9 protein-coding genes are annotated in these 12,560 nt (G+C 69.6%); 6 read left to right on the top strand and 3 right to left on the bottom strand.

The window, feature by feature from the left end:
• Nucleotides 1-25: 25 nt before the first annotated feature.
• Both D3230_RS00625 and D3230_RS00620 read left to right on the top strand, forming a co-directional pair.
• Entirely contained in the window at nt 26-832 is an 807-nt protein-coding gene (locus D3230_RS00625; RefSeq protein WP_202343083.1) for an alpha/beta fold hydrolase, read from the top strand.
• Nucleotides 833-895: 63 nt separating this feature from the next.
• Entirely contained in the window at nt 896-2,506 is a 1,611-nt protein-coding gene (locus D3230_RS00620) for a thiamine pyrophosphate-binding protein (protein ID WP_202343082.1), read from the top strand.
• A gap of 89 nt (nt 2,507-2,595) precedes the next feature.
• Here D3230_RS00620 and D3230_RS16135 read toward each other — a convergent pair whose 3' ends face one another.
• The gene (locus D3230_RS16135; RefSeq protein WP_272928966.1) at nt 2,596-3,306 is read right to left on the bottom strand and encodes a metal-dependent transcriptional regulator; all 711 of its coding nucleotides are present in this window, start codon (nt 3,304-3,306) and stop codon (nt 2,596-2,598) included.
• A gap of 92 nt (nt 3,307-3,398) precedes the next feature.
• Nucleotides 3,399-3,938, bottom strand: coding sequence for a carboxymuconolactone decarboxylase family protein (locus D3230_RS00610; protein ID WP_202343081.1), 540 nt, complete (start codon nt 3,936-3,938; stop codon nt 3,399-3,401).
• A 116-nt stretch (nt 3,939-4,054) separates the two neighbouring features.
• Here D3230_RS00610 and D3230_RS00605 point away from each other — a divergent pair, with 116 nt between their 5' ends.
• Nucleotides 4,055-4,906: an AraC family transcriptional regulator gene (locus tag D3230_RS00605; protein WP_202343080.1), complete on the top strand. Its 852-nt coding sequence runs from the start codon at nt 4,055-4,057 to the stop codon at nt 4,904-4,906.
• A 513-nt stretch (nt 4,907-5,419) separates the two neighbouring features.
• Here the strand turns inward: D3230_RS00605 and D3230_RS00600 are convergent.
• Nucleotides 5,420-7,279, bottom strand: coding sequence for a solute carrier family 23 protein (locus D3230_RS00600; RefSeq protein WP_202343079.1), 1,860 nt, complete (start codon nt 7,277-7,279; stop codon nt 5,420-5,422).
• A gap of 111 nt (nt 7,280-7,390) precedes the next feature.
• Between D3230_RS00600 and D3230_RS00595 the strand changes: the two genes are divergently transcribed.
• The 3 genes from D3230_RS00595 to D3230_RS00585 all read left to right on the top strand — a co-directional run bounded on the left by D3230_RS00595 (nt 7,391) and on the right by D3230_RS00585 (nt 12,503).
• Entirely contained in the window at nt 7,391-8,332 is a 942-nt protein-coding gene (locus D3230_RS00595) for a LysR family transcriptional regulator (RefSeq protein WP_202343078.1), read from the top strand.
• A 200-nt stretch (nt 8,333-8,532) separates the two neighbouring features.
• On the top strand, nt 8,533-10,098 hold the full coding sequence (locus D3230_RS00590; protein ID WP_202343077.1) for an amino acid carrier protein: 1,566 nt from the start codon (nt 8,533-8,535) through the stop codon (nt 10,096-10,098).
• Nucleotides 10,099-10,265: 167 nt separating this feature from the next.
• Complete coding sequence (locus D3230_RS00585; protein ID WP_202343076.1) at nt 10,266-12,503, top strand: SGNH hydrolase domain-containing protein; 2,238 nt, start codon at nt 10,266-10,268, stop codon at nt 12,501-12,503.
• Nucleotides 12,504-12,560 lie beyond the last annotated feature (57 nt).

The following is a 12,560-nucleotide window of genomic DNA, read 5'->3' as shown; positions in this document are numbered from 1 at the left end:
CACCATCACCACAAAGGACACGCACATGCCCATGTATGCCATGCCCGACGGCACCAACATCTACTATGAGGATTTCGGCACCGGAACCCCGGTCGTCTTCGTCAGCTCCGGAAACGCCACACACGCCATGTGGGACGCGCAGGTCGCCGAGTTGGCGCTCGAATTTCGGACGGTGACCTTCGACTGGCGCGGGACGGGTCGCTCCGACCGGCCGCGCACCGGCTACACCGCGGCCCACGTCGTCAGCGACGTCGTCACCCTCATCTCCGAAGTGATCGGCGCACCCGCGGTGGTCGTGGGGCACGGGATGGGCGGACACATCGCGATCCTCGCCGCCCAGCAGCACCCGGAGTGGGTCGCTGGCCTCGGCGTCGCCAGCTCCGGCCCCTGGTACTGCGGCGAGCGCGACGGCGTCGCGGGCGGGATGTCGCTCGAGTTCATCAACGGCTCGTCGTCCGGGGCGGGCGGTGCCTACCCGGACCTCCTGGCCGCAATGACCGACACGTACCTGTTTCACGCCCCGGTCAGCGCCGACGTGCGCACCGCCACGATCCAGCAGCAGTTGGAGTGGCCGCTCTACGTGCTCGACCGCTATGACGAGGACATGCTGGAGCTTGACCACCGTGCCGCACTCCCCCAGATCACGCAGCCCGCGCTGATCCTGCACGGTCGGCACGACGCGAAGCAGCGATTCTCCGGCGCGGCCGTGCTCCTCGAAGGCCTGCCGAATGCCGAGCTCGTGGTCTTCGAAGACTCCGCGCACAGCCCTCACGCGGAGGAAGCCGCCGCGTTCTCGGCGGCGCTCGCGGCCCTCGTCCGACGCGCGAGCTAGACCGCTTCCCGGCGGGATCCGCCCCACGGGCCCCGTCCTCAGACACAACGAAAGGAACCCAGAGTGCAGACACTTCCGAAGCAGACCACGGGTCGACACCTCCTCCGAACCCTCCGCGGCTATGGCGTGACCACCGTGTTCGGTATTCCCGGCACGCACAACATCGAGCTCTACCGGCCGCTCGATGAGCTCGGCATCCGCGCGGTCACCGCCCGGCACGAGCAGGGTGCCGGATACGGCGCCGACGGCTGGGCGACGCAGACGGGGCTCCCCGGCGTCGTGATCACGACGAGCGGCCCGGGTCTGCTCAACGCGCTCTCCGCGGCCGCCACGGCCTTCGCGGAATCGCGAGCGATGATCATCCTCACGCCCGGCGCCCCACTGGGTGCTGGCTTCACCGACCGGGGTACGCTGCACGAAACCCAGGACCAGCTCGGGGCCGCGCGCGCGGTCACCGCCTGGGCGCGTCGTCCGGAAACCGCCGCGGAGGCGGTGCAGGCGGTGCACGATGCCTTCGAGCTCTTCGCAACAGGGCGGCCCCGCCCCGTCGCGATCGAGATCCCCATCGACGTCCTCGAAGCCGAAACCGCCATCGACGAGCAGCTCCTCGCCCCCCGGACATTCCCGTTCCCGGCGCATCCCAGCGCCGACGAGTGTCACCGCGCCGCGGAGCTGCTGCGCGACGCGGTTCGGCCCGTGATTCTCGCCGGGGGTGGGTCCCGCGGGGCCGCCGAACAGGTGCGCGCCCTCGCGGAGCGTCTCGGCGCACCGGTGATCACCACGAGTAACGGCAAGGGTGTCGTGGACGAGCACCACCCGCTCTCGCTCGGGGCGGGACTCAGGTTCGCGGCGATCCGAGACGTCGCACAGCAGGCGGACGTCCTCCTGGTCGTGGGCTCCAAGCTCGGCGACGCGGAGCTGTGGGTGGACACGCTCGACGCGCGGGGCAGCGTGATTCGCGTTGATCGCTTGGCGACGCAACTCCACAAGAATCAACCGGCCACGGTGGGGCTGATCGGAGACGCGCCCGCGGTACTCGCCGAGCTCGTGGCACTCGTGCCGGGGGCACCGCGAGAGTGCGTCGCCGACATTCCCGCCCTCCGCGCTCAGGCGCGGGCGGAATCCTTCGACGCGGACCGGGTGAACACACTCCTGGGCGAGGCGATCGCCGCCGCACTCCCGCGGGACGCGATTGCGGCCCTGGACTCGTCGACGGTGGCGTACCGAGGGTTCCTCAACAGCTATCAGGCGACGGTCTCCGGCTCGACCCCGTACATGGCCACCTACGCCACCCTCGGGTACGGCGTGCCCGCCGCGCTCGGCGCCAAGATCGCGTCCCCGGAGCGGCCGGTGTTCGCGGTGCTCGGCGACGGCGCACTCATGTTCTCCGTCCAGGAACTCATGACCGTCGTGGAGCAGGGCCTGGACCTCACGGTGATCGTCGTCGACAACGGGGGCTACCTCGAGATCAAGGACAACGAGGCGGCGGTCGGCATCGCGCCAATCGGTGTGGACCTTGCGCAGCCCGACTGGCCCGCCCTGGCGCGCGCATTCGGCGGCGCGGGCACCTCGCTCGCCTCGCTCGCTGAGCTCGCTGGCGCGGTCGCCCGAGCCGACGCGGCGGGTGGCCTGCAGCTCATTCACGTGCGGCAGGAACTCGTCCCGGCGTCCTAACACCCGCGACTCACGGCGGAGCGCTGTGCGCCGGGGCCCCCGAGCGGGTCTCCCCGGGGGCACGGCGCTCTGCCGCGCGCCGGCCCCCGTCACGCGAGAGCTTCCTGAACGAACAGGTGCGGCCAGAGGTCCGTGCGGATGGTCGTCGGGGTCTCGTGGTCGGTCCGGACCCGGATGGCACCGCCGGGGCGACGCCGGATCATCATCCCGCACCCGGGCGTCACGCCCTGTGCGTGCAGCTCCGCGAGTGCTCCCGCCGTAGCTTGCAGCCCCTCCGACACCCACACCAACGTGACGCGCTGAGGCAACGCGTCGTCCCGAATCAGCTGTGCGAGCGCGTACGCTCGCCGCCGCGGAACCGCGTCCGGGGCGCGCATCTGACACCTCGCCGGCCGCGGCGGGATCGGGTTCCCATACGGCGAGCAGCGCGGACCATCCAGCAGCGCAAACAGGTGTTCCGCAACCCGGTCGCTCATCACGTGCTCCCATTTGCAGGCCTCCTGGTGCGCGTAGGCCCATTCCAGCCCCACGACGTCGGTCAGGAAACGCTCCGCGATCCGGTGTTTGCGCAGCACGGACACCGCCAACGCTCGCCCGTCGGCGGTGAGCTCGAGCACCCGATCCGACGCGACCGCGATGAGGCCGCGGCGCTGCATTCGAGCCACGGTCTGCGACACGGTGGCACCGGCATGGCCGAGCCGCTCGGAGAGTCTCGCCCGCAGGGCAGGGATTCCCTCCTCTTCGAGGTCGAGGACGGTTCGGAGGTACATCTCAACGGTGTCAACGAGATCGGTTGCCAACGGGCGCTCCCAACGGACGTGGTGCCGGAGCCCGCCGTGACGTGTGCGGCGAGCTCCGGCGATTCGGACGGTGCGGGATCCGCGGAATCCCGCTAGGACTGGAACGGCACCTCGGGGAAGTCCACGGGAACCGCGAGGGCGATGTTCACGTAGTTGGTGAAGATGTTCAGGGCCACCTGGGCGACGGTCTCCACGATCTGCTCGTCACTCCAGCCGAGTCCGCGCAGTTCGGCGAAGACCGACGGGTCGACGGCGCCGCGCTCGTCGACGAGGGCGAGCGCGAAGCGGAGCAGTGCCGCGGTCTTCGGGTCCTCGGCCGTGCCCCGCTGGGCGGCAGCAAGCTGCTCGGCGGTCAGGCCCGCCTGGGTGCCCAGCGCGGTGTGCGCCGCGAGGCAGTACTCGCACCGGTTCCGGTTCGCGACCGCCACCGCGATCTGCTCGGTGAGCGCGGCACCGAGGGCCCCCGTGGAGAATGCCCCGAACGATCCCCACATGGACTGCAGCGCGGCCGGCGAGTTCGCCACCGTTGCGAACATATTGGGCACCGTACCGAACGCCGCCTCGATCTTCGCGAGGGTAGCCTTCACGGCCGGGGCTGCGTTCTCCTGCGTGATCGGCTCAAACACACTCATCACTCTCTCCTTCGTTCTCGCCCCGAGCGGGGCCGGTCACTCCATCGTGACGGAGCCTGCGAGATGATATGACACGAAAACGCCACACTTCTTACCCGATCATCTACACTGAGGGCATGGAGATCCTCGACCGCCTGGACGCCCTGCTGCAACGCTTCCGCGTCCAGGCCGCGCAGTTCCACATCGGCCAGGTCTGCGAAACGCAACGGTACGATCCCCGTCCGGGGAGCGGCTTTCTGCATGTGCTCCGCGCCGGCGAAGTCGCGTTCACGCCCCCGGGCTCGCAGCGCGCGGTCACCATTACGGAGCCCGCGGCGCTCCTGTTCCCCCGCGCCACCCCGCACGCCTTCGCCGTCCCCGCGGGCACCACCGCGGACCTCGCGTGCGCGACGCTGGATTTCCAGGGCGGCGAGGCCCACCCGCTCGTCACCATGCTGCCGGAGTACGTGATCGTGCCGCTCGCCGAGGTTCCCGGGCTGGGGCCGACCCTGGAACTCCTCGCGACCGAGGCGTCGTCACCGCTGTGCGGGCACCGCCACGTCATCGATCGGCTCTTCGAGATCGTGCTCATCAAGCTCATCCGACACCTGCTCGAACACCCCGACACCGGCTACCACTCACACACCCCTGGCCTGCTCTCCGGGCTCGCGCAGCCACAGCTGGCCCGCGCGCTCACCGCGATGCACGAGTCACCGGAGCACCCGTGGACCCTCCCGGAACTCGCGGAGATCGCGCATCTCTCTCGGAGTGCGTTTTCCCTCAGGTTCCGCGAACTCGTCGGCGTTCCCCCACACGAGTACCTGATCGCATGGCGCATCACCGTCGCCCAGCACCTCCTCGCCGCGGATCACACGGTGATCGACGTTGCGACGGCTGTGGGCTACAGCGGCACCTCGTTCTCGCGTCTGTTTACCCAGCGGGTGGGGCAGTCACCCCGCGCGTGGGCGCAGGCGCACGCGGGGACGTGATGCACGCTGTCTCGCCATAGAGCGTGCGCAGGATACCGCCACCCGCCCGCCTCGCGATGCGGCAGCGACAGGCGGCTCCTCCTCGCAGTCGATGCGGCGGCGAAAAGCACGTCTGGAACACGTCGGGACGGTCGCCGAGCTTCAGTCGCGGAGCTCGCGAGCCTCCGGGGAACGGTCATTTTCGCCGCCGCACCGACTGCATCGCGAGCGCCCGACCGGCCTCCGTCGCCAGCGGGTCGGCCGCGGCGACCAGACCGTCGCCAAATCCGAGCGCCGACACGACAGGTCCCGCCACGAGCGCGCGCGTGCCCCAAAGCGACCGTGCTGCTGCTTCCGCACCAACGACGTCCGGTCAACCATCCGACGTTCCTCCCGGAGATGACATCTATAGCTGTCAGCACAGCACCAACTTGACGCCTTCAGATGTCATATTCGAGCGAACAATGCTCACGGCCCCGCACGCACAGCGGAGAACGTGGCTATGCGTGCGGGGCGCGGTACGGTGTCAGCCGGTCAGCTCGTCTGGCGCGTCCAGAAGTCGGCGTGGCTCGCCGCGGCCTCGTCCTCCAGCAGCGGTCCGAGGACCTCAATGTGGCGCTGCCCGCGGGCGATCACCTCGCGGCACGGCAGGTCGAAGGTGGGGTTCTCCGGGTCGTCGCCGGTCAGGCCAAGCAGCCGGTGCTCGGAGAGCGCGTACACGATTCGCCCGATCCCGGTCCAGTACACGGCACCGGTGCACATCACACACGGCTCCGCGCTCGTGTAGAGCGTCGCACCGGCGAGCTCGTCCAGGGGCACCGCGGTCGCCGCCTCTGCGGCGGCACGCAGTTCGGCGTGCTGCGTGGGATCGCCCTCGGGCGGCATCGAGTTGTTGCCCTTGGACGCGATCACGCGCCCGTCGGCGGCCACGACGATCGAGGCGAACGGATGCCGCCCGGCCTGGCGGGCCTCGTCCGCGAGCGCGATGGTCGCGCGCAAGTGGGCGAGGTCGGCGTCGCTGGGCGTGGGGTTCTCAATGGTCGACATAGGGTCGGTTCCTTCCTGTGGGGTGGTGAGTGCTTGGGGGTGTCGGTTGAGGACGGCGTTGAGGAGGACGGCGACGATCGCGCAGAGGAAGATGCCGCTCTCCAGGACGAGGGCAAGCGGCCCCTCGACGTGTTCGAGCAGGGTGGGCATAGCCATCGGCAGCACGCCCACGCTGAGGGATACGGCGACGATCAGCGCGTTGTGGGTCCCCTCATACTTCACTCCCGCGAGTTCCTGGATGCCGGCCGCGGTGGTCATGCCGAACATGACGATCGCTCCGCCGCCGAGCACCGCCGGTGGGATCGCGGCGACGATCGCCCCGAGTTTCGGGATCAGACCCATGAGAATCATGATCCCGCCGCCGACCGCGACGACGTAGCGGCTGCGGACCCGGGTCATGGCGATCAGCCCGGTGTTTTGACTGAAAGCGTTCAGCGGAAATCCGTTGAACACGCCGCTGAGCATCGTGGCGAGCCCCTCCCCACGGAACGCATTGCCCAGCCGCCGCGGCGTGATGTCGGCGCCCACCATGCGGCCGATGGCCAACGCGTTCCCCGTGGTCTCGGCCATGATGACGATCATCGCCAGGGTCATGATGAGAATCGGGACGAGATCGAACTGCGGTGGCCCAAAGCTGAGCGGCGCGGCGATCCCGACCCAGGCGGCCTCGGACACGCCCGCGAAGTCGCTCATGCCGGCGAGGAAGGCCGCGACGGTTCCGACAAGCATGCCGATGAGCACCGACAGGCTCCCCATGAGGCCTCTGAATGAGGCGTAGACCGCAACGGTGACCACGACGGTGAGGAGGCCGATCAGGAGGTGTTGGGGCTGCCCGAAGGTCTCACTCCCGAACCCGCCGCCGAGCCACCCGGCGGCGGCCGGCATGAGGGAGATGCCCACGGTGGTGATGAGGCAGCCGATCACCACCCGCGGGAAAAATCGCAGCAATCGCGAGAACAGCGGGGCCAGCCCGATCGCGAGCGCGCCCGCGGCGATCACCGAGCCAAACACCGTCGCGATCCCGTGCTCAGTGCCGATCTGCACCATGGGCGCGAGGGCGATGAAGGAGGCACCCTGGATGAGCGGGAGTCGGGCGCCGAAACGCCAGAGCCCGAGGGTCTGCAGGAGGGTAGCCAGACCACCGATGATCAGATTGCAGTTGATGAGGATGACGATCTCGCTCTGGCCCAGGCCGAGCGCGCTCCCCAGGACGAGGGGCACCGCCACGATACCGGCGTAGACGACGAGGACGTGCTGCAGCCCCAGCGTCACCATTGAGCGCGGCGGGAGCACCTCATCAACGGGATCGGACGAACGCAGGCGGGCTTCGTTGACCGCGGTTTTCATAGTCTTCCTTTCCTTGATTTCGTGATTCCGGTGTGCACATGGCCAGGCTAAGGTCGGAGTAGTCGATGGACGAAGTGAGCTTCCATCGACCTGATCGATAGGATGCGCGGTATGCGACTCAGCCTCGAACAAGTGGAAGCGTTTGTTCTCGCGGCGAAGCACGGCTCGTTCTCCGCGGCCGCGCGCGCCCTGGGACGTTCGCAGTCGACGATCAGCGCCGCCGTCGCAAACCTCGAGATCGCGCTCGACGTCGAGCTTTTCGACAGGGCCTCGCGGAGCCCCACGCTGACGGCCGCGGGGCAGACCCTGCTCCTCGAAGCCAGGATGCTGTACGACCAGGCCGTATCGTTCGAGCGGCACGGGGACGCGCTCGCCGCCGACGACGCTCCCAGCGTGACCCTCGCCATCGGCATCCCCCCGCAGCAGGTCGTGCCCGTGCTCGAAGACTTCGCCGAGACGTTTCCGCACACCGACCTCGTGATCCGGAACCCGGCGCGCGGCGACGCGAGCCGCCTGGTCCTCGACGATGAAGCCGCACTCGGGATCGCCTTCGCGCTCCCCGAGTACCCCGAGCATTTGCGGTTCCATCAGATGGGCAAGCTGGTGATGACCCACGTGGCCCACCGGGACCACCCGCTCGCAGCGCGCGACCGCCCCTCATTTGACGAACTCCGCGGGCATCGCCGCCTCGCCTACATCGCGCACTCCAGCGCCCTGCCCACGAGCGAGTACCTGCAGTCCGCGCAGACCTGGCACGCGGACTCCTACGATGCGCTCGTCTCGCTCGCTCGATCCGGCGTCGGCTGGGCCACGCTCCCCCGGCAGCTGATCCTCGAGGAAATCGCCTCGGGCGAGCTCGTTGAGCTGCAGCTGGACGCGTACCCCTTCACGGACTGGATCGTCTCCGTTGACCTGATCTGGCGGCGCGGGCGGCGACTCGGACGGGTTGAATCCTGGCTCCTGCACCGCTTCCGCACCCACCGCGTCCACGAGCTGGGCCGCGACGGCCAGGACACCATCCGCACCGCGATTCTGCCCCCGCGCGAGCGCTAGCTCGACTCAGCACCGCTCGTGCACGGCGCAGCGTCGCTCGTGCACGGCGCTTGAACCGCGCTTCCACCGTTCGTGCACCGCGATCATCACCCACGCCGCGCGGCAGCTTGCGCCCCCGATCGGCCAACTGCTACAGTCGCCACATCCGCCAAGGGACGCACGTCCCTTCCCGCAACGATGCGAAGGGCATAGGCACCACTGTGACTGACACACTGCAGAGCATTCTCGACTCCATCGGCGGCGTCATCTGGGGGCCGTTTGTCCTCATTCCGCTGCTCTTTCTCACCGGCCTCTATCTCACGTTCCGCTTGGGCGGGATCCAGTTCTTGCGGCTCGGGGCGGCGCTCAACCTCGGGATTATCAGGCGCCGCGATCCGGGTTCGAGCGGCGACATCTCCCAGTTCCAGGCCCTCACCACCGCGCTTGCGGCGACCGTCGGCACGGGCAATATCGTGGGCGTCGCAACGGCCATCGGCATCGGCGGCCCCGGCGCGCTCTTCTGGATGTGGGTCACCGGCCTCCTCGGCATGGCCTCGAAGTACACCGAGGCCTTCCTCGGTGTGCGGTTTCGCCAGGCCGACAGCAAGGGCGAGCGCAACGGCGGGCCGCAGTACTACCTGGAAAAGGGCATTCGCGGGCCGCTCGGCAAGATCCTCGGCTGGTCCTTCACCATCTTCGCCGTGTTCGCGTGCTTCGGCATCGGCAACCTCACGCAGTCGAACTCGATCTCCGCGAACGTGGAACACAGCTTCGGGGTCCCCACCTGGGTCACGGGCGTGATCCTCACCATCTTCGTGCTCGTGGTGCTCGTGGGCGGCATCAAGTCCATCGGTAAGGTGACCGCAGGTTTTGTCCCGATCATGATCGTCTTCTACGTGGTCGCAGCCCTCTACATCCTGTTCGCCAACCTCGGCGATGTCCCCGCGGCGATCGGCTTGGTCTTTGCGGACGCGTTCACGGGCACCGCCGCGGCCGGCGGTTTCGCCGGATCGGTGTTCATCATCGCGATCCAGTACGGCTTCGCCCGCGGCATCTTCTCGAACGAGTCCGGGATGGGCTCGGCCGCGATCGCGGCGGCCGCGGCGCAGACCAGTCACCCGGTGCGCCAGGGCCTCGTATCGATGACGCAGACGTTCATCGACACGATCATCGTGGTCACCATGACCGGACTCGTCATCATCACCACCGGCACCTACACCTCCATCGACCCGGCGACGGGCGAACAGCTCTCCCCGGCCCTCATGACCGGCCAAGCCTTCTCGAGCGGTTTGCCGGGCGAGTGGGGTCACTGGATCGTCACCATCGGCCTCGTCATGTTCGCGGCGTCCACAATCCTCGGCTGGGCCTACTACGGCGAACGCAACATCGTCCGCATCTTCGGCCGCAGGGTCGTGATGCCGTTCCGTGTCGTGTTCTCGCTCATCGTCTTCGTGGGGGCCACGACCCAGCTCGCGATCGCGTGGTCGTTCTCAGACATGATGAATGGCCTCATGGCGATCCCGAACCTGATCGGCCTCATCATCCTGTCCGGGCTCGTGGCACGTGAGACGCGCGCCTACCTGAAGTTCGATCCGAAGCTGCGCGCCACCTCGGCCGAGATCGAGCGCGAACTCGCCGAGGAGCCCGGGTACCAGGCCTGGCGTACGCGCGAGGCCGAACTCGATCGGCAAGGCGGGCTCACGCCGCAGCGGCCCGACACACACCAGATCGATGCCGTCGGGCTCGACCCCGAGGACGCCGACGAGCCGCAGGGTCCGCGCCGCTAGCTCGATCCTCCCGCGCGAGCCCCCGGTCACTCCACGCGGAGCGACCGGGGGCTCCGTCCGTGCGAGAGGCGCACTCGCGGGCTGACTAGACTCAAGATTCTTGGCGTGTGGCGCCGAGCCGCACGAGAGGACGACCGCTGAGCAGCACACCACTGGCGCGCACCGCGGTGCCCAGCGACGCCCGCCCCAAGCGCGGACCCCGCACCCCGCGCCCCACGCGCACCGATATCCAGGCACTCCGCGCGATCGCGGTGGGGCTCGTCATCCTCAACCATCTGTGGCCGGATCGGCTCCCCGGCGGCTACGTCGGCGTCGACGTGTTCTTCGTGATCTCGGGGTTTCTGATCTCCACCCACCTCATCTCGCAGCTGATGAACACGGGCCGGATCGCCTTCGCGGAGTTCACCGCGCGACGCGCACGCAGGCTCCTGCCCGCCGCGCTATTGGTCAGCCTCGCCGCGCTCGCCGGGGCGCTGCTGTGGCTGCCCGCGGAACGCTGGCCCCGGATCGCGAACGAGACCTTCGCGGCGACCGCCTACGTGGAGAACTGGTTCCTGGCGGCCAGCGCGGTCGACTACTCCGCGCAGAGTGAGGCCGCGACCACCGTGCAGCACTACTGGTCGCTCTCCGTCGAGGAGCAGTTCTACCTGCTGTGGCCGCTCACGCTCCTCGGGCTGACCATGCTGCTGGGCCGGCGCGCTCGTACGCTCGCCCCGGCACCGCAGCCTGCGCCCGCGTTTCCCCGGGTGGGTCTCCTGCTCGCGGTGTCGCTGCTCGGCGTGCTCTCCTTCGCCTTCGCCGTATGGCTGACGGGCACCGAGCGCAGCCTCGCGTACTTCCACACCGGCACTCGGGTATGGGAGTTCATGGTGGGGGCCGCGATCGCGCTTGCCGCACCGGCCTGGGCCCGCTGGCTCTCCCGCGACGGCGCGGGAGTCACGCTCGTCCGCGGCGTTGCGCACTGGCTGGCGTTCGGGCTGATCGGGTGGTCCGCGCTCACCTTCTCGGACACGACCGCGTTCCCCGGCCCGTGGGCTGCGCTCCCGGTCGCGGGCACCGCGCTGATCCTCGCAACCGGCGACCGCGCCCCGCGCTGGTCGCCGCTGGTCGCACTGCGCTGGCGGCCGGCGCAGTGGGCGGGCGACGCGTCCTACTCGCTCTATCTGTGGCACTGGCCGCTGATCGTGCTCGCCCCCGCGGTGGTGTCCCGCGAGCTCCAACTTCAGGATCGCGTCGCCATCCTCGCGCTCACGATCGTGCTCGCGGCCCTCACGAAGCGCTACGTTGAGGATCCGGGCCGCACCCGGTTGTTCCGCGGCGCACGGCCGAGGCGCACGCTCTGGGCCACCGCCGCGAGCGTGGTGGTTGTCGCGCTGCTCGCCGGCGGCGTGCACGTGGCGGCTCAGCAAGTCACGGCCCAGGCGGCGCGTGCAGCCGCGGAGTTCGAGCGCAGCGGCTGCTTCGGGGCCGGCGCGCTCGCGCCCGAGGCGGCCCTCGATTCTCCGACCGACTGCGGCGATCCGTTCGGCGCGGCGAAGCTGGCACCCCGCGGTGACGACAACGCGCCCTGGTACTCGCCGCCGGAGTGCGCGCTCGCCGAACAGCAGATCCTCGCCGAAGGACAGCCATCACTGGTCGAGTGCGACTTCTCGGCCGCGAGATCGGACACCGCGGGATCCGGCACCGAAGCGCCGCTCGTGTGGCTCGTCGGCGACTCCCACGCCGAGCACTGGAAGGCCGCCGTCTACGACGTCGCGCGTGGCAACGGGTGGCGCGTCAACTCCTCCATGCAGGGCGGCTGCCCGATCGTCGACGTGGATCGCGTCGCGTTCAGGGGCGTGCCGGATGCGAACCCCGCGAAGGCAACGGCCTGCCGGAGCTGGAGTGCCGAGGTCACCGAGCGGATCCGCGCGAGCGATCCGGCGCTGATTCTGGTGTCCACCTTCACCGCGCAGGAGACGGTGGACGACGGCAGCGGGCGGCCGCAGGCAGAGCAGGTCGCCGATGCGAGCGCGCGGCGCTTCGCGCAGTGGCGCGAGACCGGCGCGAACGTGGTCGTCGTGCGCGATGTCCCCTACGCCGAGGCGCGGCTTGGTCCCGACTGTGTCGAGCTCGACCTCGCTCGGGCCGCCGCGTGCACCGCCCCCGCGTCCGAGGTGCTCCCGCCCGACGCCGTCGCGGACGCCGCCGCGGCAAGCCCCGACCCGCGGGTCGCCGCGATCGACCTGAGCGACCGCTTCTGCCGCGCGGACACCTGCTACGGCGTCATCGGCGGCGTTCCCGTGTTCTTCGACGCCGACCACCTCGCGCGGAGCTACGCGCGCAGCCTCGCCCCGGCGCTCGCGACGGAGCTCGCGCGCGCCACCGGTTGGGCGGTGGCGTCGCCGCGGCCCGAGCTCAACTGAGAACGCCGATCGCCCAGCGAGCGGCCCGCACTCGCCAGCGTGCTGAACCGCCCGTCG

Source organism: Leucobacter chromiireducens subsp. solipictus, assembly GCF_016758195.1.
Classification (GTDB): domain Bacteria; phylum Actinomycetota; class Actinomycetes; order Actinomycetales; family Microbacteriaceae; genus Leucobacter; species Leucobacter solipictus.
Note: the sequence above shows the minus strand (reverse complement) of the source record. Positions and strands in the feature narration are given on the sequence as shown.